This is a genomic window from Hansschlegelia sp. KR7-227, assembly GCF_049446035.1.
Classification (GTDB): Bacteria; Pseudomonadota; Alphaproteobacteria; order Rhizobiales; family Methylopilaceae; genus Methylopila.
Genome location: NZ_JBMSEA010000001.1, coordinates 1699154 through 1725910 on the forward strand (window position 1 = coordinate 1699154; position 26757 = coordinate 1725910).

General features: G+C 70.9%; 26 protein-coding genes and 1 pseudogene. 15 read left to right on the top strand and 12 right to left on the bottom strand.

Features of this window, described 5'->3' with window-relative positions:
- Window positions 1-18 precede the first annotated feature (18 nt).
- The 3 genes from ACO2RJ_RS07920 (at window position 19) to groL (ending at window position 3277) form a co-directional block, all read left to right on the top strand.
- Window positions 19-1110, top strand: a complete 1092-nt coding sequence (locus ACO2RJ_RS07920; protein ID WP_423267447.1) for a hypothetical protein — start codon at window positions 19-21, stop codon at window positions 1108-1110.
- A 137-nt stretch (window positions 1111-1247) separates the two neighbouring features.
- A complete protein-coding gene (gene groES / locus ACO2RJ_RS07925; protein ID WP_423267448.1) occupies window positions 1248-1535 on the top strand; it encodes a co-chaperone GroES in 288 nt (95 codons plus the stop codon).
- Between the two features lie 92 nt (window positions 1536-1627).
- Window positions 1628-3277 carry a chaperonin GroEL gene (gene groL / locus ACO2RJ_RS07930; RefSeq protein WP_423267449.1) on the top strand — a complete coding sequence of 550 codons (1650 nt, stop codon included), beginning with the start codon at window positions 1628-1630 and terminating at the stop codon, window positions 3275-3277.
- A 194-nt stretch (window positions 3278-3471) separates the two neighbouring features.
- On the opposite strand, the gene ACO2RJ_RS07935 is transcribed toward groL, so the two are convergent.
- The 3 genes from ACO2RJ_RS07935 to ACO2RJ_RS07945 all read right to left on the bottom strand — a co-directional run bounded on the left by ACO2RJ_RS07935 (window position 3472) and on the right by ACO2RJ_RS07945 (window position 6831).
- Window positions 3472-4839, bottom strand: coding sequence for a diguanylate cyclase domain-containing protein (locus tag ACO2RJ_RS07935; protein WP_423267450.1), 1368 nt, complete (start codon window positions 4837-4839; stop codon window positions 3472-3474).
- Window positions 4840-5026: 187 nt separating this feature from the next.
- Window positions 5027-5893 (bottom strand): hypothetical protein, encoded by an 867-nt coding sequence (locus tag ACO2RJ_RS07940; protein ID WP_423267452.1) that lies wholly within the window; start codon window positions 5891-5893, stop codon window positions 5027-5029.
- A gap of 188 nt (window positions 5894-6081) precedes the next feature.
- Window positions 6082-6831 (bottom strand): sulfite exporter TauE/SafE family protein, encoded by a 750-nt coding sequence (locus tag ACO2RJ_RS07945; protein ID WP_423267453.1) that lies wholly within the window; start codon window positions 6829-6831, stop codon window positions 6082-6084.
- A 101-nt stretch (window positions 6832-6932) separates the two neighbouring features.
- Between ACO2RJ_RS07945 and ACO2RJ_RS07950 the strand changes: the two genes are divergently transcribed.
- The 3 genes from ACO2RJ_RS07950 to ACO2RJ_RS07960 all read left to right on the top strand — a co-directional run bounded on the left by ACO2RJ_RS07950 (window position 6933) and on the right by ACO2RJ_RS07960 (window position 9558).
- Entirely contained in the window at window positions 6933-7838 is a 906-nt protein-coding gene (locus tag ACO2RJ_RS07950; RefSeq protein WP_423267454.1) for a LysR family transcriptional regulator, read from the top strand.
- A gap of 183 nt (window positions 7839-8021) precedes the next feature.
- Window positions 8022-8588 carry a hypothetical protein gene (locus tag ACO2RJ_RS07955; protein ID WP_423267455.1) on the top strand — a complete coding sequence of 189 codons (567 nt, stop codon included), beginning with the start codon at window positions 8022-8024 and terminating at the stop codon, window positions 8586-8588.
- A 79-nt stretch (window positions 8589-8667) separates the two neighbouring features.
- Complete coding sequence (locus ACO2RJ_RS07960) at window positions 8668-9558, top strand: dienelactone hydrolase family protein (RefSeq protein ID WP_423267456.1); 891 nt, start codon at window positions 8668-8670, stop codon at window positions 9556-9558.
- 257 nt (window positions 9559-9815) lie between these two features.
- Here ACO2RJ_RS07960 and hisG read toward each other — a convergent pair whose 3' ends face one another.
- Both hisG and ACO2RJ_RS07970 read right to left on the bottom strand, forming a co-directional pair.
- Entirely contained in the window at window positions 9816-10811 is a 996-nt protein-coding gene (gene hisG, locus ACO2RJ_RS07965; RefSeq protein ID WP_423267457.1) for an ATP phosphoribosyltransferase, read from the bottom strand.
- Entirely contained in the window at window positions 10808-11905 is a 1098-nt protein-coding gene (locus ACO2RJ_RS07970; protein WP_423267458.1) for an ATP phosphoribosyltransferase regulatory subunit, read from the bottom strand. The genes hisG and ACO2RJ_RS07970 overlap by 4 nt, the downstream gene beginning before the upstream one ends.
- A 176-nt stretch (window positions 11906-12081) precedes the next feature.
- Between ACO2RJ_RS07970 and ACO2RJ_RS07975 the strand changes: the two genes are divergently transcribed.
- Window positions 12082-12348: a hypothetical protein gene (locus ACO2RJ_RS07975; protein ID WP_423267459.1), complete on the top strand. Its 267-nt coding sequence runs from the start codon at window positions 12082-12084 to the stop codon at window positions 12346-12348.
- Window positions 12349-12361: 13 nt separating this feature from the next.
- Here the strand turns inward: ACO2RJ_RS07975 and ACO2RJ_RS07980 are convergent, their stop codons facing one another.
- The gene (locus tag ACO2RJ_RS07980; protein ID WP_423267460.1) at window positions 12362-13726 is read right to left on the bottom strand and encodes an AmpG family muropeptide MFS transporter; all 1365 of its coding nucleotides are present in this window, start codon (window positions 13724-13726) and stop codon (window positions 12362-12364) included.
- A 104-nt stretch (window positions 13727-13830) separates the two neighbouring features.
- Here ACO2RJ_RS07980 and ACO2RJ_RS07985 point away from each other — a divergent pair.
- Together ACO2RJ_RS07985 and ACO2RJ_RS07990 are read left to right on the top strand one after the other, a co-directional pair.
- Window positions 13831-14087: pseudogene (locus ACO2RJ_RS07985) on the top strand (alkanesulfonate monooxygenase); the annotation flags it as partial.
- Window positions 14050-15540, top strand: a complete 1491-nt coding sequence (locus tag ACO2RJ_RS07990; RefSeq protein WP_423267461.1) for an FAD/NAD(P)-binding protein — start codon at window positions 14050-14052, stop codon at window positions 15538-15540. The pseudogene ACO2RJ_RS07985 and the gene ACO2RJ_RS07990, both read left to right, overlap by 38 nt.
- Window positions 15541-15558: 18 nt before the next feature.
- On the opposite strand, the gene ACO2RJ_RS07995 is transcribed toward ACO2RJ_RS07990, so the two are convergent.
- The gene (locus ACO2RJ_RS07995; RefSeq protein WP_423267462.1) at window positions 15559-17310 is read right to left on the bottom strand and encodes a putative bifunctional diguanylate cyclase/phosphodiesterase; all 1752 of its coding nucleotides are present in this window, start codon (window positions 17308-17310) and stop codon (window positions 15559-15561) included.
- 226 nt (window positions 17311-17536) lie between these two features.
- Here ACO2RJ_RS07995 and ACO2RJ_RS08000 point away from each other — a divergent pair, with 226 nt between their 5' ends.
- From ACO2RJ_RS08000 to ACO2RJ_RS08015, 4 genes are all read left to right on the top strand, one after another.
- Window positions 17537-18496, top strand: a complete 960-nt coding sequence (locus ACO2RJ_RS08000; protein WP_423267463.1) for an MBL fold metallo-hydrolase — start codon at window positions 17537-17539, stop codon at window positions 18494-18496.
- Window positions 18497-18591: 95 nt separating this feature from the next.
- A complete protein-coding gene (locus tag ACO2RJ_RS08005) occupies window positions 18592-19368 on the top strand; it encodes an NAD kinase (RefSeq protein ID WP_423267464.1) in 777 nt (258 codons plus the stop codon).
- Between the two features lie 72 nt (window positions 19369-19440).
- Window positions 19441-19986, top strand: a complete 546-nt coding sequence (locus ACO2RJ_RS08010; RefSeq protein WP_423267465.1) for a response regulator — start codon at window positions 19441-19443, stop codon at window positions 19984-19986.
- 9 nt (window positions 19987-19995) lie between these two features.
- A complete protein-coding gene (locus ACO2RJ_RS08015) occupies window positions 19996-20535 on the top strand; it encodes an Hpt domain-containing protein (protein ID WP_423267466.1) in 540 nt (179 codons plus the stop codon).
- Between the two features lie 8 nt (window positions 20536-20543).
- Here the strand turns inward: ACO2RJ_RS08015 and ACO2RJ_RS08020 are convergent, their stop codons facing one another.
- Window positions 20544-21668, bottom strand: coding sequence for a DUF2336 domain-containing protein (locus ACO2RJ_RS08020; protein ID WP_423267467.1), 1125 nt, complete (start codon window positions 21666-21668; stop codon window positions 20544-20546).
- The gene (locus ACO2RJ_RS08025; RefSeq protein WP_423267468.1) at window positions 21665-22837 is read right to left on the bottom strand and encodes a lytic transglycosylase domain-containing protein; all 1173 of its coding nucleotides are present in this window, start codon (window positions 22835-22837) and stop codon (window positions 21665-21667) included. The genes ACO2RJ_RS08020 and ACO2RJ_RS08025 overlap by 4 nt, the downstream gene beginning before the upstream one ends.
- Window positions 22838-22920: 83 nt before the next feature.
- On the opposite strand from ACO2RJ_RS08025, the gene ACO2RJ_RS08030 reads away from it, so the two are divergent.
- Complete coding sequence (locus tag ACO2RJ_RS08030) at window positions 22921-23712, top strand: aldolase/citrate lyase family protein (protein ID WP_423267469.1); 792 nt, start codon at window positions 22921-22923, stop codon at window positions 23710-23712.
- Between the two features lie 7 nt (window positions 23713-23719).
- On the opposite strand, the gene ACO2RJ_RS08035 is transcribed toward ACO2RJ_RS08030, so the two are convergent.
- Entirely contained in the window at window positions 23720-24322 is a 603-nt protein-coding gene (locus ACO2RJ_RS08035; protein WP_423267470.1) for a flavin reductase family protein, read from the bottom strand.
- 6 nt (window positions 24323-24328) lie between these two features.
- Window positions 24329-24898 (bottom strand): nitroreductase family protein, encoded by a 570-nt coding sequence (locus tag ACO2RJ_RS08040; protein ID WP_423267471.1) that lies wholly within the window; start codon window positions 24896-24898, stop codon window positions 24329-24331.
- 253 nt (window positions 24899-25151) lie between these two features.
- Here ACO2RJ_RS08040 and ACO2RJ_RS08045 point away from each other — a divergent pair, with 253 nt between their 5' ends.
- Window positions 25152-26198, top strand: a complete 1047-nt coding sequence (locus ACO2RJ_RS08045) for a hypothetical protein (protein WP_423267472.1) — start codon at window positions 25152-25154, stop codon at window positions 26196-26198.
- A gap of 67 nt (window positions 26199-26265) precedes the next feature.
- Here ACO2RJ_RS08045 and hisI read toward each other — a convergent pair whose 3' ends face one another.
- Entirely contained in the window at window positions 26266-26721 is a 456-nt protein-coding gene (gene hisI, locus ACO2RJ_RS08050) for a phosphoribosyl-AMP cyclohydrolase (RefSeq protein ID WP_423267473.1), read from the bottom strand.
- Between the last annotated feature and the right edge of the window lie 36 nt (window positions 26722-26757).

The following is a 26757-nucleotide window of genomic DNA, read 5'->3' on the forward strand; positions in this document are numbered from 1 at the left end:
GAAGCGAGGGGCTTCGACGTGACAGCCGCCGCTGAGCGCCCCACGGGGCGGCCAAAGCGGCGCGCTCCGCTGAAGCGGCCGCGCCGGCTTCCGACGGCGTTCGGGGCGGAGGCGACCGGCCTGGCGCTCGACGGCTACGACTTCGCGTTCCGGCGGGGGAGCGACAGCAGCAAGCTGATCGTCGTGCTGTCGCCCAACACCCGCTTCACGCTGCTGCGGCACCGCTTTCGACACGACGTGCTGTTCGTCACGGACAAGCGGGGGCGATACTATCTGATCGCGGCCGAGCGTCTGGCGCGGACCGTGCTCGAGGCCTACGACCGCGGCGGCTATGACGGCATGCTGGCGACGGGCCAGAGCAAAGGCGGGTTCGGCGCGCTGCTGCTCACCCAGAACTGCGCGAAGCTTCGGCCCGACCGCGCGTTTCACGCCTTGGCCTTCAGCCCGCAGGTCACCCTGTACCCGCGTAATCCCGGCATTCCCTATCGGAGCTACGTCCGGCTGCTCGCCCGCATGCGGGCGGGGCGGCGGCTCTGGAAAAGCCTGCGGCGCCACGGCGACGTCAGCCTGCTCGGCTTCCGGCCCAACGCCTACGCGACGATCGCCTACGCCGACCGTGAATGGGCGGACCGGCGCGAGGCGGAGCGGATGCTCGGTCCGAACGTGCGTCGCGTCCCGGTCGCCGGCACGTTTCACGGCTCGATCTTCTATTTCATCATGCGCGGCAAGCCGCGGATCGCGATCCGCTCGATCGTTGAGGCCGCCTACGCCCGGCGTGGCGACGCAGACCTGGCCCAGAGCCGCCCGCGTTCGATCCAGCGGGTCGTCCAAGAAATCCACGCAGCGGCGCGCGTTCATCCCACCTTCAATGAACTGTGCGACATCACCCTCGCGACCGCCCCCCGGCCCCCTCGCCTGAGGGAGCGGGCGGGACGGATGGCGGAGCGTCTCCGTCGGTTCGCGGCGTCGACGGCTGCGGGCGCCCGCGAATGGCTCCCCTTCGGCTCGCGCCCGGCGGCTCCGTCGCCCCGTCGGAAGCGGACGCGCGGCCCCAAGACCGGCGGTCCTGGACCGCATTCAGCCACGGCGCGGGACGTCGCCAACCCTTGACAGACGAACGTCCCGTTCGTATTTCGCCATCGCTGTTAGCACTCGCCGGTTGGGAGTGCTAACAGCGTGCGCGCCGGTTGCGGCGCGGTGATTTTTGACGAGCGAAGCTGACGTCCGCTTCAAGAGGATTGAACCCCATGAACTTCCGTCCGCTGCACGACCGCGTGGTCGTCCGCCGCCTCACCGCCGAAGAGAAGAGCAAGGGCGGCATCATCATTCCCGACACCGCCAAGGAAAAGCCGCAGGAAGGCGAAGTCGTCGCCGTCGGCCCGGGCGCCCGCGACGAGGCCGGCAAGGTCGTGCCCCTCGACGTCAAGGCTGGCGACAAGATCCTGTTCGGCAAGTGGTCCGGCACCGAAGTCAAGATCGACAGCGAAGAGCTTCTGATCATGAAAGAGTCGGACATCATGGGCGTGATCGCCTGATCATCCTTCTTCATTCCGCCGGCGAGGCCCGAACCCAAAGGTTCGCGGCGAGCCGGTTTCTTCGTATCTCGCTCAAAAGGAGCACCTGAATCATGGCTGCGAAAGACGTACGTTTTTCCGCCGACGCGCGCGAGAAGATGCTGCGCGGCGTCGACATCCTCGCCAACGCCGTCAAGGTCACGCTCGGCCCCAAGGGTCGTAACGTCGTGATCGAGAAGTCCTTCGGCGCGCCCCGCATCACCAAGGACGGCGTCACCGTCGCCAAGGAGATCGAGCTCGAGGACAAGTTCGAGAACATGGGCGCCCAGATGGTGCGCGAAGTGGCCTCGAAGACCAACGATCTCGCCGGCGACGGCACCACCACCGCCACCGTGCTCGCCCAGGCGATCGTGAAGGAAGGCGCCAAGTTCGTCGCCGCCGGCATGAACCCGATGGACCTCAAGCGCGGCGTCGACCTCGCGGTCGCCAAGGTCATCGAGCACCTCAAGGCCTCGTCGAAGAAGATCGCCTCCTCGGCTGAAGTCGCGCAGGTCGGCACGATCTCCGCGAACGGCGAGAAAGAGTTCGGCGAGATGATCGCCTCGGCCATGCAGAAGGTCGGCAATGAGGGCGTCATCACGGTCGAGGAGGCCAAGAGCCTCGAGACCGAGCTCGAAGTCGTCGAAGGCATGCAGTTCGACCGCGGCTACCTCAGCCCGTACTTCATCACCAACGCCGAGAAGATGATCGCGGATCTCGAGGACCCCTACATCCTCATCCACGAGAAGAAGCTTTCGGGCCTGCAGGCGATCCTGCCGGTGCTCGAGGCGGTCGTTCAGTCCGGCAAGCCGCTCGTCATCATCGCCGAGGACATCGAGGGCGAGGCTCTCGCGACGCTCGTCGTCAACAAGCTGCGCGGCGGCCTGAAGGTCGCGGCCGTCAAGGCGCCCGGCTTCGGCGACCGCCGCAAGGCGATGCTCGAGGACATCGCGATCCTGACCAACGGCCAGGTGATCTCCGAGGACCTCGGCATCAAGCTCGAGAACGTGACCCTCGACATGCTCGGACGCGCCAAGAAGGTGACGCTCGAGAAGGAGAAGACCACGATCGTCGACGGCGCCGGCGACAAGGACGCGATCCAGGCCCGCGTCGGCCAGATCAAGGCGCAGATCGAGGAGACCACCTCGGACTACGACCGTGAGAAGCTGCAGGAGCGTCTCGCCAAGCTCGCGGGCGGCGTCGCGGTCATCCGCGTCGGCGGCGCGACCGAGGTCGAGGTCAAGGAGAAGAAGGACCGCATCGACGACGCGCTGAACGCCACGCGCGCCGCGGTCGAGGAAGGCATCGTGCCGGGCGGCGGCGTCGCTCTGCTCCGCGCCAAGAAGGCCATCGACGGCGTCAAGCACGAGAACCCGGACATCCAGGCCGGCTATAACATCGTGCTGAAGGCGCTTGAGGCTCCGATCCGTCAGATCGCGTCGAACTCGGGCGTCGAAGGCTCGATCGTCGTCGGCAAGCTGCTCGAGAACGCCTCCCCGACCTGGGGCTTCAACGCCCAGACGGAAGAGTATGTCGACATGATCGAGGCCGGCATCGTCGACCCGACCAAGGTCGTCCGCACCGCCCTCCAGGACGCGGCCTCGGTCGCGGCCCTGCTGATCACCACCGAGGCGATGGTCGCCGACCTGCCGAAGAAGGACAGCGGCGCCGGCGGCATGCCCGGCGGCGGCATGGGCGGCGGCATGGGCGGCATGGACTTCTGATCCACGCGTCTCAGCGTTGCTGAAGAATGACGAAGGCCCCGGAGCGATCCGGGGCCTTTTTCTATGGCGGACGTTGAGGTCGAACAGAGCCGGGCTGGGCGCGGAATGCGAAGCCCGCTCGTCTCGCGCCCCGCCCGAGCGTCTCGCCGCGCCTCCACGGGGCAAGAGGGCGCCGGCCCCGCTCGTAGCGGCGCTCAGGCCGAGAGGCTGAACGCCACCGTGCCCTTGCTGCTGCGCTTGGCGCGGTAGAGCGCCGTGTCGGCGATCTTCACGAGTTCGAGCGTATCCCGGGCGTCCGAGGGGGAGATCGCGACGCCGATCGTCACGCCGACGCGGACCGTCACGCCGTTGGCCTCGATCGGTTCGCTGACCTTCGCGATGACGCGCTCCGCAATCCCCCTGAGCGACGCCGCGTCGGTGAGGCCGGGCAGCAGAATCGCGAACTCGTCGCCGCCGAGCCGCACGAGAAGGTCGACGTCACGCACCGCCGAGGCCATGCGCTGCGCGGCCTGCCGCAGCACCTCGTCGCCGAGATCATGGCCGTGCTCGTCGTTCACCTGCTTGAAGCCGTCAAGGTCGAGATAGGCGAGCGCGAAGCTCGGCGCCTCGGCTGCGCGGACCAGTTCCTCGACCCCGGCGAACAACGCGACCCGGTTCGGCAGGCCGGTGAGGGGATCGAGCAAAGCGCGCCGCTCGCTCTCGCTGAGGCGGATCGCGGCGGCCTTCCCCTGACGGAGCACATAAGCCGTCATCCCGGCGAAGGCGAACAGCGCGGCGATCATGAGCGGCAACAGGCTGCGAAGCAGTTCTCGGCCCGGGTCGGAGCCGCGCCAGGCGAAGATGATCGGACGGCGGCCGTCCACGGTCGCGAGCTGGATCGAGGCGTCGTCGACGGCCGCTGGAACGACCGCGAGGTCCGGAAGAAGATAGGCCTTGGCGATCGTCTCGACCTGCGATGCGCCCAAGCGAGCCGCGAGCACGAGAAACCTCGGCGCGCGTTCGGCGTGATCGGCGTCCGTCGATTGCGGCCTGATGCGGGACACGGCGACCATCGCGGGCTCGCCGTCCCAGAGCAGGAGGCCGGACGCGGTGTCCGTCCCGGCGCCCGCCGCGACGCGGTCGAGGAGAGCGTCGAAGCCGCCGACGAGACTGGCGCCGAGCGGCCCGGAGACGCTCTCCCCGTCGCGGGCTCCGAACACGGCGGCGCCGCCCCGATCGGCGACGGCGACCAGTTCGACGTCGTATTCGTCGATGGCCGGGCGGGCGACGTTGGCGTCAAACCACGCCGCGTCCTCGCGCGTCACGAGGCGATCGAAGGTCTCGTCCCAGAACGCGTAGTCGTTGGTCGTCTTCTCGAGCGCCGCGAACCGCTCGGCGAGCGCCGTCGCGGCGAGGCTGCGCTCCCGCGACCGCGTCTCCGCCGTCTGGTGATGAGCGACCCAGATCGCCGCCGCGATGCTCACCACGATCATCGCCGCGACAAGCAGGCTGACGGGGGCGACGACGGTCCGGGAAAAGGAATCGCCAGGCCGTCCGGCGCTCCCGGAATGCAACTTCGCCACGAACTCAGACCTCAAACGCCGAACCTTGTCTTATGGTCTCCTTATCTGTCTCGGCCCATCGAGGCCACACACTCTTCGCAAGCCGGCGCTCCGCGGCGATGCGGGCGGGGCTCGAGACCGGCGGCGCTGCGCCCGGCCCCGGCGACGACGCCTCCTGGACCGGGCCGCGCCGCCGCCTGCGTCGAGTTTAGAGCGAGGCGAGCGTCTTGCCGGTCGCGACGTCGGTCACCGTCCCGTCCTCGAGGCTGACGCGGTAGATCTCGCGGACCACATTGCCGGCGAACTGCAGCTCCACGATCGACACGGTCTTCAGCGTCACGGGGAAGCCGTCGGGAAGGATCGCGTTGAACTCGGCCGCCGTCTCGTCCATCGGCGCCTGGAACTTCGAGAACGGCTCCATGCTGTAGACCAGCGTGTTGTGAGGGTTGTGTGAGGCCGTGGCCTTGCCGTCCTTCATGACGTTGACGCCGCTGACGCCGACGGTCTTCACGAGATCTTTCGCAGCGTCGCCCATGGCGGCGTAGACCGGCCCCGTGACGCGCGGCAGCGGGCCGTCGCGCAACGGCGCAAGCGCCGCGGTGGCCGTGACGCTGTAGGCCATCATGTCGTCATAGGCCTTGCCTTCCTTGACGACGCCCAGATCAAGCCACCACGGCCGGCCGGCTCCCTTGGCCGCTTCGGTCGTGTAGAATTTCTTCATCGTGATCTGGAGCGGCGCAGGCGGCTTCGGCAGGGCCTTCAGCATGGCGGCCGGCGTCGCGGCATCGGCGCTGTGGATATGCACGACGGTGATGTGAGGAATGTTCGGCAGCTCGGCTTCAGCCTTCAGCCCGAGGTCTAGCAGGCGCGCCTTCAGCGGCCCGCGGATCTTGGCGTCGAGGATGTCGTTGGCGTCTTTCGGCAGGGTGTAGACGAGGCCGTAGGTCGCCTTGTGCTCGCGAAACTCGGGCTTGCCGATCGCGGAGTTGTCGATCTCGGCGGATAGCACGGGCCCGACCGCGAGCGCCGCGACGGCGAATCCGAGACAGCAGGCGGAGAGAATTTGGCGGAGCATGGGGTCGATCCTTTGGGCGAAAGCGGCGAGCGGGCTGCGCGCCTCGTCGCGAGGCAAGGATCGTGCGGCGCTCATGACGGCTCAAAGGCTCCGCCGGTGTCCTGGCGCCCCCTTCACTCGATCGTGTAGCGGAAGCGGGACGATCGACGCGGCGGAGACCAACCGGCGCGTTCGTCGCCGTCCGCGCGTCAGCCCATGCTTGTGACGACGAGATAGGCGCCGAGGCCGAGCAGCCCGGCGAAGAACGCGACTTTGAAGACCGTGGGCGAGATCCGGCGTCGCAGCGCTTGTCCCGCCGCCATGCCGAGGCCGGCCGGGACCAAAGCCAGCGCTGAGCCGCCGAGCGTGTGCGGGTCGAGCGCGCCCGCAAAGCCCAGCCCCGCCGCCAGCGCCAGCGTCGACACGGTGAAGGAGAGCCCGAGGGCCTGGATCAGCTCCTCCTTCTCCAGCCCGAGGGCCTGGAGATACAGAACCGCCGGCATCGCGAAGACGCCGGTCGCGCCCGTGATGAGACCGGTCGCCAGACCGACCGGGAGCGCGAGCGTTCGCTCGCTCGAGGGGGGCGCCGTCAGCCGGCGCCCGCTGAGGCCGAACAGCGCATAGACCATGAGCACGGCGCCGAGCCCGATCGTGGCGTAATGGGCCGCGTCTCCCGCGAGCACGCCGGCCGTCGCGACGGCGCCGCCCGTCACGCCCGCCATCATCGGCCAGAACCGCTTGGCGGCGGCGCGCGGACTGGGGCCGGCCGCGAGCTGCCAGACATTCGTCACGAGCGAAGGCACGAGCAGCAGGGCTGCGGATTCGTGCGGCGGCATCGTCGTCGCCAACAGGCCCATCGCGATCGTCGGCAGGCCCATGCCGGTCACGCCCTTGACGAGCCCGGCCGCCACGAAGACGGCGAACGCGAAGGCCAGCAACGGGAGCGTCGGGTCGGTCATTGCAGGACTTGATCGCGCGGCCGGCCCCCGCGCAATGTGGATGTCACGATGCGGGCCTTCGGATCAGCCGAAGGCTACGCCGACGCGCGACGCGGACCCTCATGCGCTTCGACCTCACGGATCTCCGCCTTTTCCTCCATGTCGCGGAAGCCGGCAGCATCACCGCGGGCGCCGCCCGCGCCCATCTGGCGCTGGCCTCGGCGAGCGAGCGCATCCGTGGAATGGAGGAGCTTGCGGCGACGCCTCTGCTCGAACGGGAGCGGCGCGGCGTCCGCCTCACGCCGGCCGGACGGGCGCTCGCGCACCACGCCCGGGTCATCCTCGACGACTGCGAGCGCATGCGCGGCGAACTCGCCGCCTACGGACGCGGGCTCAAGGGCCACGTCCGGATGATGGCGAACACCTCCGCGCTGTCGGAGCATCTCCCGGAGCCGCTTGCGGCCTTCCTCGCCGCCAACGCCCATGTCGACATCGACCTCGCGGAGGGGCTGAGCCGCGACATCGCGCAGGCGGTGGCCGCCGGCCGCGTCGATTTCGGCGTGATGTCCGACACGGTGGACGTGGCCGAGCTCGTCACCCGGCCGTTCCGGCGCGACGCCTTCGTTCTGGTCGCGGCGCGCGGGCATCCGCTCGCGGGACGCAAGCGCGTCGCCTTCGCCGAAACGCTCGACTGCCCGCATGTCGGCCTGGAGGCCGGCAGCGCGGCGCAGGATTATCTCGCCGGCCAGGCGCGCCGTCTCGGCCGCTCCGTCGCGCTGCGCGTACGTGTCCGCGGGTTCGACGCCGTCTGCCGGATGGTCGAGCAGGGCGTCGGCGTCGGCGTGCTGCCGGCGGCGGCGGCGCGGCGCGCGCGACGGTCGATGGCGATCCGCGCCGTGCCGCTCTCGGACCCGTGGGCGACCCGCACTCTGGTGGTCGCGACCCGGCCCGGCGGCCCTGCCCCCTCCCCGCACGCGCAGGCCCTGATCGACTGGCTGCTCGGCGGTCCTGCGTCGTCCGGCTCGTAGCGGAAGGTGCCGGAGTCCGTGGCGGGGAGGTGCAGCGATAGGGGGGCCGCCGCCGCCGTTTAGGTTGATGGACGCATTTTCTCACCTTTTCGCGCGGCGCAGGGTATTGTCGCACTATGCGTCGAAGGAACCGGCGACAGCATTCGCCAAGAGGCGCCGGACCGGGGAGTTGCGGAGCGTTCGATGATCGTCAGGAACGTTCTGCTTATTCTGGGCTGCGCGGCGTTCGCCGGCGTTGCCGGACCGGGAGCGGCGCGCGCCGGCGCGCTGCTGCGGGACGAGCCGACCGGCCTCAGCGTCCAGCCGCCCGACGGCTATGAAGCGAAGAAGACCGAGGGCGACGCGCGCTACGCCGTGGTGTTTGCGGTCCAGAAGAACGGCGACGACGACACCGGCTGCAAGGTGGCGTTCCAACCGGCGCCCCAGAACGCCGGCCTCAGCCAGGAAGAAATCAACGCCTTCACCCAAAAGAAGGAATGGACCGAGCTGATCCGCGCCACGCTCGCTTTGCGGTACGACGTCTCAAGCATCGATCCGTTCGAGCAGGCGGGACTGGCCGGGGCTGCGGTCGTGGCGGACTTCAAGCCGGTCGAGGCCGAGCCGCGCGCCGCGGAGGTGCGCTCCTATCTTGTGCTGCTCGACACGCCGAAAGGCCGCACGACCGTGGTGTGCGTCGGCGACAAGGGCGATTTCGACGCCCGCCGCGCCGAGTTCGAGCAGATCGCGCGCGCGGTCGCCGCGCCGCGATGACCGTCGCGTGATCGCAGCCATCCACGCCGCCGGTCTATAAGGGGCTTGCGCCCGCGCTTGCGCAGAGGAAAGCCCACCGATGCCCGCACGCCCCGACCGCCGAGCGATCGCCCTTTACGACCGCTACACGCATGGCGAAATCGGCCGGCGCGCGTTCCTGGAGCGGCTCGCGCTGATCGCGGGGTCGACGGCCGGCGCCAGCGCGCTGCTCGCAGGACTTGCAAACGACTACGCCCGGGCCGCGATGGTCGCGCCGGACGACAGCCGGATCGTGACGACGAAGGTCTCCTTCGACGGACCGGACGGCCATGTCTCCGGCCTGCTCGCGACAGGGGTGGGAGACGGCCGGCGCCCGTCGGTGCTCGTCATCCACGAGAACCGGGGCCTCAATCCGCACATCGAGGACGTCACGCGCCGCCTCGCGATCTCAGGCTTCCTCGCCTACGGGATCGATCTGCTCTCGCTTCAGGGCGGCACGCCCGCCGACGAAGACAAAGCGCGCGAGATGATCGGCAAGCTCGACGCGGACAAGACGGTCGCGACGCTGGTGGTCGCCACGGCGTTTCTCAAGGCGCGGCCGGAGAGCAACGGCTCGGTCGGCGCCGTCGGCTTCTGCTGGGGCGGCGGCATGGCGAATCGGCTGGCCGTCGCGAGCGACGACCTGAAGGCCGCCGTCGCCTATTACGGCCAGACGCTCCCGCCGGAACAGGCGGCCGAGGTCAAGGCGCCGCTGCTGCTGCACTATGCGGGCCTCGACGAGCGCATCAACGCCGGGATCCCCGCCTTCGAGAAGGCGCTGAAGGAGAACGACAAGGAGTTCGAACTCTATGTCTACGAAGGCGCCGACCACGCCTTCAACAACGACGCCAATCCGGCGCGTTACGAACGGCGCGCGGCGGCGCTCGCCTGGGACCGGACCATCGCCTTCCTCGAGAGCCATCTCGGAGGCGCGGTCCCGCCGATCCGATAGCGCGCGATTTTTTTCGAGCGCGCCGGAACCGAAGGCGCGGGTCCACGTTCTATGCTCGAAAGCTCCACACGAGCTTTTCTGTAAGACGGCCGGATCCCCCGACTGGCCAGTCTCAGAGGCGGAGCCGCTACCCCCGAGGCGGCTCCGCCTTTTTATTTACGTAAGTCAGGCGGCCAGTTCCCCCGACTGGTCAGCCTCATAAAGCGGAGCCGCTCCCCCCCGAGGCGGCTCCGCTTTTTATTCGGGGTCCTGAACCCTCAGCCGATCGCCTTGAACAGATCCGTCACGAGCGGCGGATCCGGTTCGAACACATCCTCGAGCGTTCCGACCGTGACGGCGCCGGCGCCGGCGGCCGACAGCGCCTCGACGAGCGCGAACACGGCTCGCTTCGGCGCATGCAGCACAAGCGGGGTTCCCGGCGGCGGCGGCCCGAACGGCGCGCGCGCGTCGAAGCGGGCGGCGAGGTCGACGATCAGCCGTTCCACCGGGTGATCGAACCGCGCGCGGACCTCACGCACCGCGCGGGCCCGCACTTCGGCCGCGACCCGGGTGAGGATCGTCCGCGCGGCGCGGCGCGGCCCGTCGCCCCATTCGGCGTTCAGGCTGGCCACCAGATGCGCCTGGCTTTTCAGGATCACCCCGTCCTCGACGATCTTCAGCGCGTTGGCCGCAAGCGTCGCGCCCGTCGTGGTGATGTCGACGATGACGTCGGCGGCCCCTGCGGCCGGCGCGCCTTCGGTCGCGCCCATGCTCTCGACGATTCGGTAGTTCGCGATCCCCGCGCCGGCGCGCGCCGACCCGCCGCCCGACAGAAAGCCGCGCGCCAGGTTGACGTATTTCGTCGCGACCCGGAGACGCCGCCCGTGCTTGCGCCGCATGTCCTCCGCGACGTCGTCGAGATCGGCCATGGTCGTCACGTCGATCCAGGCCTGGGGCGCCGCGATCACCACGTCGGCGTAGCCGAAGCCGAGCGGCTGCAGCAGCGTCACGCGCTCGGCGGCGTCCGCGATCTGCTCGCGGATCAGGTCCTCGCCGGTGACGCCGAGATGGACCGCGCCGCTCGCGAGCTGGCCCGCGATGTCGGAGGCCGAGAGATAGGCGATCTCGACGCCGGGAACGTCGGCGATCGCGCCACGGTAGTCGCGCGCGCCGCCCGGCTGCACGAAGGTCAGCCCGGCGCGCGCGAAGAAGGCGTGGACGTTCTCCTGAAGGCGGCCCTTGGAGGGAACGGCGAGGATGAGTTTGGCGCTCACGGCTTCCCTTCCCCGAACCGGTCGAGCCACAGCGCGAAGCCGACGCCGCGCGACGGGGAGGCCGCGCCCAGCGACGCGATCAGCCCGTCATAGCGGCCGCCGCCTGCGAGCGCCTCGCCTCCCCCGGGCGGCGCCAGTTCGAAGACGAGGCCGGTGTAGTAGTCGAGCCTGCGGCCGAAGCGGCTGGAGAAGCGCATGCGCTCCACGGGCAGGCCAGCCGCGCGGAACGCCTCCAGTCGCGCGGCGAAAACCTCGACCGCGCGCCCCATGGCGAGCCCGTCCCGATCGGCGAGAGCCTGAAGCCGGGCGAGCGCTGCGGGCGCGGGATCGTCGACGGCGAGGAAGGCGTCGAGGGCCCGCTTCTCCGGATTCGTCAGCGCCGCGGCGTGAGCGGCGGTGCGCTCGAGGAAGCGTTCGGCGATCTCGCCCGCCGTGCGGCCGCCGACGGCGGCGATCCCGGCGAGGGAGAGCAAATCCTCGATCGCGCCGCGCGCGGCTTCCGGCCCTGCTGCGCTGAGGGCTGCGATCAGGCCGGCGTGCTCGCCGTCCCGTCGCGGCTGGGCCGGCGCCAGCGCCTCGAGCGCGCCGCCGGAGGCGATCTCGCGTTTCAACCGGCGCCGGAAGGCGGCGGGCGCCGAGATGGCGTCGACGGCCGCGTCGATCAGCGCGCGGTCGCCCAGGCGGATCGCCGGCTCCGCGACCCCGAGCAGCGCGCAGGCTTCGAGCGCGAGCGCCAGCAGCTCGGCCTCTGCGGCGAAGCTGTCCACGCGTCCGAAGCTTTCGACGCCGGCCTGCGACGCCTCGCCGCCGTTCGCGCCCTGGCGGAACACGGGACCCGCGTAGCAATACCCCGCCGCCCGCGCGGGATCGCCGCCGGCGATGTGCAGGCGCGCGACCGGGATCGTGAAGTCGGGCCGGAGGCAAAGCTCACGGCCCGCAGCGTCGGAGGTGAGGAACATGCGCTGGCGCAGTTCCTCTCCCATGACGTCGAGGAACGGCTCCGCGGGCTGGAGCACGCCGGGTTCGGCGCGCCCGAAGCCGGCCGCTTCGAAGCGGGCGAGCAGGGCCGGAGGAGGCGACGCGGAACGCGACATGGCAAATCGAGGGATCGGCTTGGGTTTGACGGGACGCCCGCGCGTCTAGCAGGCGAGCCCTCGCCGCGCGACTGTTTTCCTCATGTGTGGTGAAGCGCGACGCGGCGCGCGCGCCCGTTGGGCGAGACCCGGCGACGCTCTGGCGGCCGGCGGGGGTTCCGGCTTAAAAGGCCGCCATGGCCCTGTTCTTCCGCGCCCGCGAAGACCCCGCCCGCGCCGACGCCTCGCGCCGCGTCGCCGCGCTCGTGCGCGAGACGCTGGCGCTGTCCGAGGACGACGCCGTGACCGTCAGCGAGATCGCCTGCGGCGATCCGGCCTGCGGCGGCGCGGAGACGGTCGTCCTCATCATGCGCGCCGGCCGGAAGACGGAGGCCGTGAAGCTCATGATGCCGATGGCGACGGTGACGGACGCGGACGTCACGGCGCTGTTCGAGGCGAACTGACGGCCGCCCGCCCTTAGGTCAGGGCCGGCCGCTTGCCCTTCGCCGCCTCTCCCCGCAGCGCGAGGCACAGCAGCAACGCCGGAACGCCGGAGAAGAACGTCAGCGCAAAGTAGGTCGGGAAGCCGAAGGCCTCGACCGCGACGCCGGACACGCCGCCGACGAGGTGGCCCGGCAGCGCGTAGATCGAGCTCAGCACGGCGTAGCGGGTCGCGGAGAAGCCGGACTGCGCGAGCTGCGACATGAAGGCGATCAGGGCGGTGCCCGCGATTCCGCCGGCGACGTTGTCGAAGGAGATCGCCGCGATCAGCATCGGCAGCGAGTGGCCGGTCATCGCGAGGCCCGAGAAAAACAGGTTGGTCGTCGACGACGCCACGATGCCGATCACCAGCACCGTCCGCATCGACAGCCGGGTGAGCAGCCAGCCGCCGAAGAACGCGCCGAAGATCGTCAGCCCAACCCCGAAGATCTTGGTGACGTTGGCGATCTCGACCTTGGAGAAGCCGGCGTCGATGTAGAGCGCGGACGCCATGACGCCGGCGAGCAGATCGGGCGCGCGGTAGCAGCCGATCATGACGAGCGTCGCGACCGGCACGGTCGCGAGCAGAGCCACGAGGTCGCGGATCGGCGCCGTGAACAGCGGCCCTTCTGAGCGCGCCAGCGGCTTCTCCACCGACGGCACGAGGACGGCGGTGAGCGCCGCCACCACCGCCATGATCGCCGCCATCGCGAGATAGGACGTCGGCCAACCGAAGCCTTCCGCGACATAGAGCGCGCCGGCGCCGGAGGTCAGCACCGCCAGCCGGTAGCCGAGCTGATAGGCGGCGGCGAGCAGGCCCTGCTCTTCGGCCTCCGCGACGTCGATGCGCCAGCCGTCCACGGCTGCGTCCTGCACGGCGGACAGCAAGGCGGTCAGGAAGGCCGCGGCGGCGACGATGGGCAGGCTGACGGCCGGATCGGTGGTCGACATGACCACGAGGCCGAGGGCGACGCCGATCTGGGTCAGCATGATCCACGCCCGCCGCCGCCCGATCCAGCGGCCGAGCGGGCCCAACGCGTAGGCGTCGAGGAATGGCGCGACCAGGAACTTCAGGCTGTAGGCGATGCTGGCCCAGGACAGCAGTCCGATCTCGGCCAGCCCCACCCCGCTCTCGCGCAGCCGGATCGCCAACGTGCCGAGCACCAGCAGGAACGGCAGCCCCGAGGCGTAGCCGAGCAGGCCGCTCGCGAACCGCTTGGCGGTGATCGAGGCGCCGGTCGCGGTCATGTCGGTGGGCTGGATCGTCACGGCGTCGGAGGCCTCCCGGAGCGCGGCGTCGTCTGAGCGGCGCAGGTTCTGCTTGGAGGATTCTCGCTCGATCCGCCACCCCCGGGCCGCCAACGCCGCGCCGATCAACGCTCCGGCAATTTCGGCGAGAGGCTCCGGATTAAGCCGATAGATCAGAGTTAGTCGACAATCGCCGACGTTCGTTGCCTTGCAGCACCGGCGCGGGAACGGCGCGGGTCGGGAGCCCGGACGAGGTCGCCGAGCGGGTGAAGGAATACATGCGCGCCGGCATAGACACCTTCATCCTGTCGGGTTACCCGCATCTCGAAGAGGCCTATCGCTTCGCCGAACCGTCTTTCCGCTGCTGCCGCTCTCCATTGCGACGGCGCCGGAGGCGACCACGGTGAACATGGGTCCGTTCGGGGAGACGATCGCGAATGACGCTCGACCTGCCCTCAGGATCGCCCGGTCCTGACCTCCGGGGCGACGCTCCGACGACCGGCGAGATCCCGATGAGGAGCGACCCCCGATCCACCCTCGTCGTCATCGGCGGCGGATTCACCGGCGCCATGGTGGCCCATCAGGTCGCCAGGCGGGCGCCGGGCGCCATCCGCGTCGTGGTCGTCGAACCGCGGCCGCGGCTTGGCGCCGGCGTCGCCTATTCGACGCTCGATCCGGCTCACCGGCTTAACGTGCCGGCGAAGCGGATGACCTTCATCCAGTCCGACCCCAACCATTTCGACCGCTGGCTGAAGGCGAACGACGCGCTCGCGGACGATCCGGCGGCCGAGCTCCCCGACGGGCGCTCCTTCCCGCGCCGCGCCGTGTTCGGCCGCTACTGCGCCGAGACCATCGAGCCGTTCCTCGCGGCCGGCGCGATCGAGCACGCGCGGACGCGGGCGATTTCGGCCCGACGGAACGGCGGCGGCTACCTCGTCACGCTCGCGGACGGGCGGACGATCGACGCCGACTACGTCGCGCTGGCGGCGACCCATCCGGCTGCGGGCGCGCCGTCCGCCTTCTCCCAGGTGCTGCATGACCGCAGGCTAATCCGGGACACGCAGGCGCGCGACGCGCTCGACGAGGTCGCGCCGGACGCGCGGGTCCTGATCGTCGGCTCCGGGCTCACCATGGCCGACATCGTGGCCTCGCTCGACGCGCGCGGCCACCGCGGCCCGATCATCGCGGTCTCGCGTCGGGGCCTGCTGTCGCGCGGCCATCCCGCGCAGCCCGGCGAGGAGTACGGCTCCCTCTCCGAACCCCCGAGCCGCAGCGCCCTTGATCTATCGCGCCGCATCCGGCGGACGATCGCCGACGCGGCGGCCGAGGGCCTGTCCTGGCATTACGTGCTCGACGCCGCGCGCACGCAGGGACCCGCGATCTGGGCGAACCTGCCGGAAGCGGAGCGCGCCAGGTTGGTGCGCCGGCTGCGCCCGTTCTGGGACGTCCATCGGTTCCGGGTCGCGCCGCAGATCGAAGCCGTCATCGCCCGCAAGCTCGCGGACGGCAGCCTCCTTCGGCGCGTGGGCGAGCCGGTCGAGGCCTCCTCGACGCTCGACGCCGTGAAGGTCGCCTTCAGGCTGCGCGGCGGCGGCCACGAACGGCGCGACTTCGACGCCGTCGCGCTCGCGACCGGCCCAGCGCACCGCGGGCTGGTCGACAGCGATCCCCTCGTCTCCGGGCTTGCGGCCTCCGGGCTGATCGCGCTCGATCGCGTCGGCCTGGGATTGGACGCCGATCTCGGCAGCCTGGCGGTCGGTCCGGACGGGCGCTCATCCCCTGCGTTCTGGATCGCAGGTCCCCTTGCCCGCGGCGCCTTCGGCGAAATCATGGGCTTGCCGGAAGTCGCGCGCCACGCGGAGTTCGTGGCGACGGAGGTGGTCAAGGCCGACCACGCCGCGCGCAAGGGCGTCCGCGCCGTCGCCTGAGAAGCGGAACACGGCGGCTCAGGCGACCACCGCGCGGGGTCCCGCGGCGCGGAGCAGCGCGCCGAGCGCCTCGGCGGTCATCGGGCGGCCATAGAAATAGCCCTGCCCCTCCGGACAGCCGAGCGCGATCAACCGCGCCTCCTGCTCTTCGGTCTCCACCCCTTCGGCGACGACGCCGAGCTTGAACCGTTCCCCGAGGGTGAGGATGAGCTCGACGAGCGTCGCGTCGTTCTCGTCGAAGGACAGGTCGCGCACGAAACTCCGGTCGATCTTGAGGCGCGTCAGCGGATAACGCTTCAACAGGCTGAGCGAGGCGTATCCGGTGCCGTAGTCGTCGAAGGCGACGCCCACGCCCAGATCGCGGAGCCGGCGCACCCGATGCACCGACACGTCGTCGCCGCCGGTCATGACGTTTTCGGTGATCTCGATCTCCAGACATTCCGGCGGCAGACGAGAGGCTTCCAGCGCGGCGGCGACCTTGTCGGCGAGGTCGCCGCGCAGAAACTGGCGCTCGAACAGATTGACGCCGACGCGGAACGGCCGGCCCGTCTCGCGCCCCCACCGCGCGGCGTCGCGGCAGGCGGTTTTGAGCACCCATTCGCCGATCCGCTCGGCGAGTTCGGTCGGGCCAACGGCGTCGAGGAACGCGCCCGGCGCCAGCACGCCGCGCGTGGGATGGTTCCAACGCAGCAGAGCTTCGGCGCCGACGACGGCGCGGTCCGCGAGCGCCACCTGCGGCTGGTAGTAAACTTCGAACTCCGCGGCCGCCCAGGCCCGGCGCACCTCGGCCTCCAGCTGACGTCGCGCGGTCTGGGCTTCGCGCCGCGACGGCTGAAAGATCTCGCTTCGATCGCCCCCGGCGCGCTTGGCGCCGCGCAAAGCGAAGTCGGCGTTCGCGAGCAGCGCGGCCGGGGTCGTCCCATGGGCTGGAGCGACCGCGACGCCGGCTGACGACAGGGTCGGTTCCGCCAGCCCATCGACGCGCGTGCCGGCGACCGTCGCCCGAATCCGATCGGCCGCCGCCTGCGCCCTCGCTCCGTCGCGGGCCCCGGGCAGGAAGACGCCGAACTGGTTGCCGCCGATGCGCGCGACTGTCGGCGCAGGGGCGTCGGTCTCCGCGGAGTGCTCGTTCGTCACGAAACGCTTCAATGTGACGGCCGCCGCCTTGAGCAGGGCGTCTCCCGCGGCGTGGCCCACCAGATCGTTGACGGACGCGAAGTCGTCGAAATCGACGATGAGGACGGTCACCGCCCCCCCGCCCTCCGCCCGAAGCGCGTCCGCCAGTCGCCGCAGGAACATGTGCCGGTTGGGCAGCATCGTGAGCTGGTCGTAATGCGCCAGGTGGTGGAGCAGGTCCTCCGCGCGTCGCCGTTCCGAGATGTCCCGGATCACCGCGCCAAAATGCGTCGCGTCGCCGTCGCGCCACATCGACAGACGCATCTCGATCGGGAACTGAGAGCCGTCGGCCCGGCGGGCGGGCACCTCCACCGCGCGCCCGAGGAGGTGTGGAGCCCCTCCGGCCATGAGACGTCGCATCCCCGCGGTGTGCTCGCCCTGCATCGCCTCCGGCACGATGATGCCGAGGCCGCGGCCGATCGCGTCCTCCCGCGCGTAACCGAACATGCGTTCCGCGCCGGGATTCCAGCTCTCGATGACGCCGCGCGCGTCGACCGTCACGACCGCGTCGAGAGTCGCGTCCACCAACGCCTCGGCGGCCCGCGTCGCAACAGTGAGATGGGATCGGGTCGCCGCGGCGTCGCGATCGGGCATGCGTCTGCTCCGCGAACGGTCATGCCGACGAAGACTAAAGAGGATGTATTACCGGACGGTTCTGCGGGAACCCCCGCCTTCCGGAGGGGGCGTCACGGAGGAGTGACGTCCGGCGGGCCTTCCGCGATTGCCCAACGGGGCGGCCCCGCCATATGCCCTGAACGTCGAAGACGCTTTTGAGCGTCGTCGACGACGCCATGCGGAGACCGAGCCGAGAATGAGTTCAATGACCCGTCGCGCCGCCCTCGCCGCGGCCACCGCCGCGGCCGTACCGATGTCGGCCGGCGTCGCCTCGGCCGCCGCGCCAGCGGCCGGCCGCCAGGCCCCCGGCGTCTACCGGTACAAGATCGGGTCCTATGAGGTCACGGCGCTCACCGACGGCCTCGTCCGCCGTCCCCTCGACGCGGGATTCGTCCGCAACGCGCCGATCGAGAAGGTCCGCGAGGCGCTCTCCGACGCCTTCCTCCCCCCGGACAAGGTGCCGCTGAGCTTCACCACGCTCGTGGTGAACACCGGGGGCCGTCTGGTGCTGATCGACGCGGGGACGGGCGGGATGCTGGCGCCCACAGCGGGGCAGCTCTACGAGAACATGGCCGCCGCCGGCATCGACCCGCGCGCCATCGACATGGTGCTGGTGTCCCATTTCCACCCGGACCATATCGCCGGAATCCGTCTCAAGGACGGAACCCTGGCGTTCCCGAACGCCGAGGTCGTCGTGCCGGAGGCCGAGTGGGCGTTCTGGATGGACGAGGGACAGATGAGCCGGGCGCCGCAGGGCATGCAGGCCGCGTTCAAGATGGTCCGGCGCGTGTTCGAGCCGATGGCGAAGGACGTGCGTCGCTTCGAGCGCGAGGCGGAGCCGGCGCCGGGGATCGTCGCGATCCCGGCCTACGGACACACGCCTGGCCACACCGCCTTCCGCCTGACGTCGGAGGGCGAACAGCTCATCGTCTGGTCCGACACGACGAACCACCCGGCTCTCTTCGTCCGCAATCCCGGCTGGCACGCCGTGTTCGACATGGAGCCCGAGCAGGCCGAGGCCACGCGGCGGCACATGCTCGACATGGTGGCGACGGACCGGTTGTGGGTGGCGGGCTACCATTTCCCCTTCCCCGCCATCGGCCATGTCGCGCGCACCGGCTCCGATTTCGCGTTCGTGCCGGCGATGTGGAATCCCGTGCTCTGACCTTGCGCGCGCATCCGACATGGACGACCGCCGCCCCGTCCGTGTAAAGCGTCGCTCGCGCCGGTCGGGCGCAGGCAAAGGACCAGCGCCGCAGCATGGCCGATCGCAAGTTCGACCGCATCGCCTTCGTCGCAAGCGCCGCGGAGGACGCCCAGGCCGCGCGGAACGCCCTGAGCGCGCGCTATGGCGACTCCTCGCCGGAGACGGCCGACGTCGTCGTCGCCCTCGGCGGCGACGGCATGATGCTGCAGACGCTGCACGAGAACATGGGCCGCGCGATCCCGATCTACGGCATGAACCGCGGCTCGGTCGGCTTCCTCATGAACGAGTATTCGGAGGACGGCCTGCGAGAGCGACTCGAAGCCGCGGAGCGCGCCGTCATCCATCCGCTGTCGATGCGCGCCCGCGACTGCGAGGGCCGGATTCACGTCTCCAAGGCGATCAACGAGGTCGCTCTATGGCGGCAGAGCTATCAGGCCGCCAAGTTCCGGATCGAGGTCGACGGCACGCCGCGGCTGGCCGAACTCATCTGCGACGGCGTGCTGGTCGCGACGCCCGCCGGATCGACCGCCTACAACCTCTCGGCCCATGGGCCGCTGCTGCCGCTGGCGAGCCCCCTCCTCGCCTTGACGCCGATTTCGCCGTTCCGGCCGCGGCGCTGGCGCGGCGCGCTGCTGCCGGACAGGGCGGCGGTCGCGATCGAGGTTCTGGAGGCGGACAAGCGCCCGGTCGCGGCCGTCGCCGACAACACCGAATTTCGGAACGTGAAGCGCGTCGAGATCGCGCTCGACCGCAAGACCAGCCTCGTCATGCTGCACGACCCCGGACACGGCCTCGACGAGCGCATCCTCGCCGAACAGTTCGGGTGGTAACCGGACGCATACCGAGCGTTAACGCGGCCTGAGAGAGGATGATCTTCGCTCCGCGTTCCACGCCCGGCCAAGATGATCCGCGTCGACTTCACGAAACTCCGACTGCTGGTGGTGGACGACAACGCATACATGCGCAGGATCGTCCGGACGCTGCTGCACGGCTTCGGCGCGCGCGAGGTCTACGAGGCGGAGAACGGGGCGGTCGGGCTTGAACTCTTCGGGGCCCAGCTGCCGGACGTCGTCATCGTGGACTGGCTGATGCCGAAGATGGACGGCGTCGAAATGACGAGGGCGATACGTCGTCCCGAAAGCGCCGCCAATCCTTACGTGCCGATCATCATGCTGACTGGCCACTCCGAGAAGAGCCGCGTGCTGCGCGCGCGCGACGCCGGCGTGACCGAGTTTCTGTGCAAGCCGATTTCGGCCAAGGCGCTGCACCAGCGCCTTCTCAACTGCGTGCTGAACCCTCGGCCCTTCATCCGCACCAGGGATTATTTCGGCCCTGACCGGCGGCGCGGCCCCTCGTCCGCCTACACGGGCGAAGAGCGCCGGATCAACATCGAGGACACCATGGCCGACGTTCCCGTCACGCGCCTGCGCGACGCCCTGATTTCGTGAGAGGCCGCCATGACGGATCAGCCTGAGGCTTCGCCTGCCCCGGACGTGCCGACGGAGGTCTTCGCCGATCACGAGGTGCTCCGCCCCCCGAACCGGCTGAAAGAGCGCGCGACCCGGCCTGCGGGCCTGCGCGAAAGCGGCGACAGGGCGACCATCGCGCGTGCGGAGAACGCGCTCGAATTGCTGTCGCAGGAGTTCGACGGATGGATTCGCGCCGAGATCGACAAGCTCGAGCACGTCCGCCGGGTCGCCGAGTTCCGGCGCGACGAGCAGAGCTTCGCGGATCTCCACCGCGTGCTTCATGATCTTAGGGGCAGCGCCGCGACCTTCGGATTCCCGCTCGCCGGCGAGATCGCCGACGGACTGTGCGCGCTGATCGAGCAACTCGGCGAACGGCCGCCGCAAGCGCTGGTCAACCGCCACGTCGAGGCGATTCGAGCGATCGTCCACGAGAACGTCCGCAGCCGCGATCACGCGCTCGGAATGGACCTCGCGAGGGAGCTCGGCCAGATCCGCGCGGAGCTCGCGCCGCGCATCGACGCGGAGTAGCCGAGACCTCAGGCCGCGACGGCGTCCGGATAGCTGCGCCGCGCTTCCTCGCGCGCCGCCTCGGCCGCGAAGCGGCGCAGCAGCGCTCTCAGGCTCTCGACGTCGACGTCCGCGCCGTGGCAGGCGCCCATCGCCTTCTCCACCATGCGCCGCGACAAGACGGCCTCGCCGCGACCCGCGACGCCATAGTCGCGCCGGGCGGCGAGGGCTGCGCGGAAGATCGGCAATGCGGTCCGCGGAAAGCCCGCCTGGACATAGGCCGCTTCGAAGCCGCGGCCTTCGAAGTCGCGCACGAAGCCTGCGACCCTGCGCGGGTCCTGGCCCGAGAGCGCCGACAGCGAAGCTTCGAACAGGCCGACATCTCCGGAGAGCACGGCGCGCAGCGCAAGCCCCGCGGAGAACTCGCCGCGGCCGGCGAGATGCAGGACGAAGCGCCGCGCGTCGTCCGCGGCGGCCGCGATCGCGAGCGCGCCCCGGTCGCAGGCCTCGTCGGCCGCGCGCCGGGCGCGATCGGCGCCGAGCCAGCCGCAGCGTGCGACGAAGGAGGACAGCGCGGTCGCGACCGAGCGCATCAGGATCTGACGAAGCTCCGGGCCGAGATCCTCGCAGGCGAGCAAGGCGTCGCGCACCGCGCCGTCGTCGCCGTGGCGGGCCGCGATCCGCGCGGCCGCCGCGCGCGTCAACCGCGCCCCCGGATTTTCGAGCAGCGTCCGGCAGGCGCGGGCGTCGGCGACCTCGGCGATCGCGGCCGACAGCGCGACGGAGATCCGCGCGCGGCGGGCGACCGCAAGCTGCGCGCGCGGGCCGCCTTGCGCGACCAGGTCGACGAGATCGAGATCGGCCAGAACCGGCGAGCAGACGATGACCTGTTCGGCGACGTCGGGCGCGTCCTGGGCGAGCGACAGGACGAGCGCGGGCGGCGCGTCAGGCGCTGAGGCCAGCGCCTCGGCGAGCGCGCAGCGGACGGCGAGGCTCGGATCGTCCAGGCTTCGCGTCAGCGCCGCCTCGACTTCGGCCCGCGCATAGGGTTCGAGATCGCCGTGGAGATAGGCGCGTGCGAGCGCGCCGGCGGCCTCAGCCCGCAGATGCGACGGCGCGCCGGCGGCCCATTCGAGATAGCGCTCGACAATCATTTAGGCCCCGTCCGGATCGCCGGCCGCGACGGCATCGGCGTCGCAAGCTGCGCCGCGCGGAAATCGGGGAGCATGACGGGCGCCGATTCGGCCGAAGCCTTCCGCCGCGACGCGTGGCTCGCCGAAGCGTCGGCCTGGGACGGCTGCGCGGCGATGCGCTCCGTGCGGACGGTTCGGACCAAGGCCACGGGCTGCGTGGCCGCCGTCGCGACGCCTGCGGCGCCCGCGATCCGCTCCGTGCGCACGGTCCTGACCAGCGCGACGGGCTGGATCGCTTGGGCCGAGGCCATGATCGCCGCGGCAGGCTGCGCCGGCGCTCGGGCGACCTTGCGGGCCGGGACGGCGGTCACGTCGGAGGCGAGGCCGGCCGAACCGAAGGACGACCAGGCCTGCGCGACATAGGCCGACACGGCCTGGCGGCGCCCGGTCTTGAACAGCGAATGGAAGGCCGCGCCGTCGTTCTCCACGCCGCTGTTGAACGGCCCGTAGTCCTCCGTCGCGGTCGCGCGGTAGGCGACGGCGACCGGCGCCGGCGGCGTGGACAGCGAGGCGTCGTTCGGGGAAGACGGCGCGCGCGTCAGCTTGGCGTAGACTTCCGCCGCCGACCGGGCCCGGGACTTGTCGTAGAAGATCGCGCGGTTGGCGGAAGCCTGCGCGGGAAAGGCGCCGGCGGCGGGCGCGTCCGGCTTGGTCGCGGCCAGCGTGATCAGATCGACCGCCCCCTGCGCGCCCAGAAAATGCGCGGCGTAGAGCTCGCCTTCGGTGGCCGGGCGCCCGACCGCGGCTTCGACGGTCGCGGCGTTGCGGCGGGTGAAGGCCCCCGCGAGCAGGGCCGAGGCGGTCGGGTCGTCGCGCATCGCGAGGATTTCGGCGCGGCGCTCGGGATCGGCCACGACATAGCGGCCCGAGGCGCTGCGCGTCACGTCGGCCGCGGCGTCGCCCAGCCCGAGCTTGGCGCCGTCCTGCTTGAGGACTTCGAGCCATGTCTGGTCGATGAACTGGAACAGGCCGCGCGCAGACGAGGTCGGGGCCTTGGCTGTCGGATCGAGAGACGATTCGCGGCGCGCCGTGCGAAGGAGATAGTCGAAGCCCGCCCCGGTCGCAGCGGCTGCGTCCTTCAGCGCGGCGGTCACGCGGCCGGCGGCCTCCGCAGGTGTGATGAGCTGCATGCGATAAGCTCGTCGACCGTCGCCCGAGGACCGGACGCACACGCGGCGCCTGGGCGGAGCCGTAAAGAAAGCATGAGGCCCGCATGGTAAATCGCGCGTTAACGGATGGCCCCGCCGCCCCCCGCGCGACGGGAGACGGGGCGGCCTCCGGCCGGGCTTCCGGCGTCTCGGGAGTCTGGCGCACGCTCCGTCTTCTCGACGCCGACCCGCTGGAGCGCGCGATCGCGGAGCCGTGCGACGCGCTGATCCTGGATCCCGCCGGGGCGCCGCAGACCCCGGCGGCGGCGGACGTCGTCGCCGCGCTGAGCGCCCGAGCCCCCCGGCCCCCGATTCTTGTCCTTGTCTCGGTTCGCGAGGAGGGGTGGGAAGCCGCCGTGGCGGCGCTCGCGTCGTCCGGCGTGGACGGCTTCGCCATAGGCGCCGTCGAGAGCGCAGCCGACGTCCAGCAAGTGGGCGCGCGGCTCGCGGTCGAGGAGGCCAAGGCGGGGCTCGAGGACGGCGCGCTCGCGCTGGTTCCCCTGATCTCAACGGGCGGCGCCCTGTTCGAACTGCCGGCGATCGCGGCGGCGAGCGACCGTCTGGTCGCCCTCGGCTGGGACGGCGAAGCGCTCGGCGTCGATCTCGGCGCGGAAACCGGCCGGGACGACGGCTTCTGGATCGACCCGCTTCAGACCGCGCGAACGCTGACGCTGGCGGCCGCCCGGGCGGCGGGCCTGCCGGCGATCGACTGCGCCTGGTCCGGCGCGACCGACGACGCCCTTTCGGCCGAGGCGTCGCGGGCCCGGCGCGACGGCTTCTCAGGCAAGATCGCGCTCGACGCCGGACAGGCCGCGATCATCGCCGCGGCGTGGTCGGCCCGTCCCGGTCAGTCATGAGCAGGACTCACGCGCCCGCGGGCCGCGCCAGCGTGAAGGTCTCGAAGGTCGCGGAATAGTCCATGTAGCCGCACCTCGCGAGCGCTCCCGCCTTGGCGGTGTCGAACAGTCCGTCGGTGAGGAACGCCTCGTCGATATGCACCCCGACGACCTGCCCGATCACGACGAAGCGGCGCGTCTTGCGGCCGTCGAGGTCGGTGAGCTCCGTGACGCTGAGCACCTTGCATTCCAGCGCCGCCGGGCTGAGCGCCACCCGCGGCGGCTTCACGACGCGGCTCGGCGCAGTCTCCAGCCCCGCGGCGTCGAACTCGCTCTCGCCCTCCGCGAGGGGCGCCGAGGTCGCGTTCATCGCGTCCTTCAGCGGATGGCCGACGAAGTTGCAGACGAACTCGCCGGTCGCCTCCGCGTTCGAGGCGCTGTGCTTGCGGCCCTCGGAGGAGAACATCACCATCGGCGGCGACCCGCACACGCCGTTGAAGAAGCTGTAGGGGGCGAGGTTGGGCCGGCCCTGAAGGTCGAGCGTCGAGATCCAGCCGATCGGCCGGGGCGCGACGATCGCCTTGAACGGATCGTGCGGCAGGCCGTGGCCGCTTGCGGGCTCGTAGAACATCAGGTCTCAAGCCCCCCAGCGGGTGACGACGTCCGCAAGCGCCGGGCGCGGACGGTCCGGCCAGCGCTCGGTCGGCGTGCCGATATGGACGAAGCCCGCGACTTTCTCCGAGGGATCGAGCCCCAGGATCGCCAGCGCGCGCGGCTCATAGGCCGCCCAGCCGGTCACCCATTGCGCGCCGTAGCCGAGCGCGTTCGCGGCGAGCGACAGGTTCATGCAGACCGCGCCCGCGGAGAGCTCCTGCTCCCAGAGCGGGATCTTCACATGCGGGCCGGCGCGGCTGACGACGGCGATCACGAGCGCCGACTGCGAGAACTGCCGCGCCTGGGCGGCGAGACGCGGTTCGGCGACGTCGGGGTCCAGATCCTTCAGCAGCGCCGCAAGCCTGCCGTCGAGGACCGAGCGGGCGTCGCCTTCGATCACCACGAAGCGCCAGGGCGCAAGTTTGCCGTGGTCCGGCACGCGCGCCGCGATCGTCAGCATCGTCTCGAGCTCGTTTTCGCTTGGGCCCGGCTCCGCGAGCGCCGCGGCGGGGACGGAGCGGCGTGTCGAGAGCAGCTTGAGGGTTTCGTTCATGTCGGCCTTCGACTCTTCGCATGGCGGCATCGGTCAGCCCTCGCGATGGCACGGCGCGCGACCTCAGGCAACGGCGACGGTCGACGGCGCGCTTGCCAATCCCTGCGCGGGGTGGCATCGCACGCGCATGGTTCGCGTTCGCCCATCCGTTCGCTCCCTGGCTCGCCGATGCGCCGCGGCCGGATTGTGGGCGGCCCTCGCCGCTCCGTGCCTCGCGCAGAATGCGGGCGGCGCCGGAGCCGCGCCCAACGGCGTGCGCCCCGGGGCTGCGCAGAAGGAAGGCGGATTGTCCTTCGGCGGCGAGATCACCGGCCGCATGAACCTGCTCGCGCCCTCCGAGGATCCGTCCGCGCGTGCTCAGCCCTCCCTGCCCGCGCCGCCGGCCTCGCCGACGGTGTTCTCGCCGCAACGTCTCGACCGGATGGATCCCAAGGTCTTAGACCTGGACATCCCGAAGCTGACGGCGCCGCCGGTACGGCCGGTCGCGCCGGCGACCGCGCCGCCCGCCGCGACCCAGGCCGCGCTGCCGCCGGCCGCGGCGCCGATCATCAAACAGACGCTTGCGCTGTCCGCTTCGTTCGCCGAGGGCGGGCCGAAGGTCCCGGGCGGCGTCAAATGGCGGGTCTTCACCGACCAGCCCGACGCCAATGGCGAGCACATGCTGGTCGCGGAGTCCGCCGACGCGGCCCCGCGCTTCGATCTCGACCCCGGCAACTATGTCGTCCACGCCGTCTACGGGCTGGTCAGCGTCGCGAAATATGTGACGGTCGACGCCGCGCGCCCGACCGCCCGCGCCCTCGTGCTGCCGGCCGGCGCCGTGCGGCTGACGGCGATCGTCGGCGACGGCGGCGCCCCGGCCGACAAGGTCACCTTCGCGCTCACCCGCGACGAGGGCGGCGTGCCTCGGGCGATCGCGGCGAACGTCAAGCCGGGCGCGCTGCTGCGGTTGCCGGCCGGCGACTATCACGTGACGTCGACCTTCGGCGACGCCAACTCCATCGTCGACGTCGACCTCAAGATCGGCGCCGGCAAGCTGGTCGAGGCGCAGGTGCACCATAAGGCGGCGCAGGTGCAGCTGAAGCTCGTCGACCGGCCGGGCGGCGCGGAAATGCGCGACACCTCCTGGACGATCCTGACGCCCGGCGGCGACGTGATCCGCGATTCGATCGGGGCGCTGCCGAACATCGTGCTCGCCGAAGGCGACTACACCGCCATCGCCCGGCACGACGGCCGGATGTTCCAGCGCAACTTCGCGGTCAAGTCCGGCGCCGACGAGAGCGTCGAGGTCGCGATCCAGTAAGGCGCGTCCCGGCCCCGCGCGCGAGGCGCCGCGCGGTCGGGCTCGGGCTTCGGCGCGAAAGGGGCCCTTACGCGCCGCGATAGACCTTCGCGGGATCGAACAGACGCGCGTCGTCGACAAAGGCGAGGTCGGCCGTCGCCGCGCCGGGCCCGAACGCCGCCGCGCGGTAGAAGCAGGATTTGCGGCCGGTGTGACAGGCGGCGCCCGTTCCCGCCACGGCGACCGAGAGCCAGAGCGCGTCCTGGTCGCAGTCCACGCGGAGCTCCCTCACCGCCATCTCATGACCGCTGGTCTCGCCCTTGCGCCAGAGCGCGCCGCGCGAGCGCGACCAGAAATGCGCGATCCCGGTTTCGAGCGTCGCGCGCAGCGCGTCGGCGTTCATGTGAGCGAACATCAGCACCCCGCCCTCTTCGGCGTCGGTGACGATCGCCGGGATCAGGCCGTCGGGGCCGAATTTGGGCGCGAAGGCCCGGCCCTCCTCGATCTCCTCATGCGTGCCGCGCGGGGCGAAGGGAGAGGTCATCAGGGCGCGTCCGAACTGCGAGACGAAAGAGGCGGC

Coding starts and splice junctions, on each gene's coding strand:
- ACO2RJ_RS08015 (WP_423267466.1), top strand. CDS start 19,996: ATGACGGATCAGCCTGAGGCTTCGCCTGCCCCGGACGTGCCGACGGAG.
- ACO2RJ_RS07940 (WP_423267452.1), bottom strand. CDS start 5,893: ATGCTCCGCCAAATTCTCTCCGCCTGCTGTCTCGGATTCGCCGTCGCG.
- ACO2RJ_RS07975 (WP_423267459.1), top strand. CDS start 12,082: ATGGCCCTGTTCTTCCGCGCCCGCGAAGACCCCGCCCGCGCCGACGCC.
- ACO2RJ_RS07945 (WP_423267453.1), bottom strand. CDS start 6,831: ATGACCGACCCGACGCTCCCGTTGCTGGCCTTCGCGTTCGCCGTCTTC.
- ACO2RJ_RS08025 (WP_423267468.1), bottom strand. CDS start 22,837: ATGCAGCTCATCACACCTGCGGAGGCCGCCGGCCGCGTGACCGCCGCG.
- ACO2RJ_RS08030 (WP_423267469.1), top strand. CDS start 22,921: ATGGTAAATCGCGCGTTAACGGATGGCCCCGCCGCCCCCCGCGCGACG.
- ACO2RJ_RS07990 (WP_423267461.1), top strand. CDS start 14,050: ATGACGCTCGACCTGCCCTCAGGATCGCCCGGTCCTGACCTCCGGGGC.
- ACO2RJ_RS08040 (WP_423267471.1), bottom strand. CDS start 24,898: ATGAACGAAACCCTCAAGCTGCTCTCGACACGCCGCTCCGTCCCCGCC.
- ACO2RJ_RS08010 (WP_423267465.1), top strand. CDS start 19,441: ATGATCCGCGTCGACTTCACGAAACTCCGACTGCTGGTGGTGGACGAC.
- ACO2RJ_RS08005 (WP_423267464.1), top strand. CDS start 18,592: ATGGCCGATCGCAAGTTCGACCGCATCGCCTTCGTCGCAAGCGCCGCG.
- ACO2RJ_RS08035 (WP_423267470.1), bottom strand. CDS start 24,322: ATGTTCTACGAGCCCGCAAGCGGCCACGGCCTGCCGCACGATCCGTTC.
- ACO2RJ_RS08020 (WP_423267467.1), bottom strand. CDS start 21,668: ATGATTGTCGAGCGCTATCTCGAATGGGCCGCCGGCGCGCCGTCGCAT.
- ACO2RJ_RS07995 (WP_423267462.1), bottom strand. CDS start 17,310: ATGCCCGATCGCGACGCCGCGGCGACCCGATCCCATCTCACTGTTGCG.
- ACO2RJ_RS07970 (WP_423267458.1), bottom strand. CDS start 11,905: ATGTCGCGTTCCGCGTCGCCTCCTCCGGCCCTGCTCGCCCGCTTCGAA.
- hisI (WP_423267473.1), bottom strand. CDS start 26,721: ATGACCTCTCCCTTCGCCCCGCGCGGCACGCATGAGGAGATCGAGGAG.
- ACO2RJ_RS07960 (WP_423267456.1), top strand. CDS start 8,668: ATGCCCGCACGCCCCGACCGCCGAGCGATCGCCCTTTACGACCGCTAC.
- ACO2RJ_RS07955 (WP_423267455.1), top strand. CDS start 8,022: ATGATCGTCAGGAACGTTCTGCTTATTCTGGGCTGCGCGGCGTTCGCC.
- ACO2RJ_RS07950 (WP_423267454.1), top strand. CDS start 6,933: ATGCGCTTCGACCTCACGGATCTCCGCCTTTTCCTCCATGTCGCGGAA.
- ACO2RJ_RS08000 (WP_423267463.1), top strand. CDS start 17,537: ATGACCCGTCGCGCCGCCCTCGCCGCGGCCACCGCCGCGGCCGTACCG.
- groES (WP_423267448.1), top strand. CDS start 1,248: ATGAACTTCCGTCCGCTGCACGACCGCGTGGTCGTCCGCCGCCTCACC.
- groL (WP_423267449.1), top strand. CDS start 1,628: ATGGCTGCGAAAGACGTACGTTTTTCCGCCGACGCGCGCGAGAAGATG.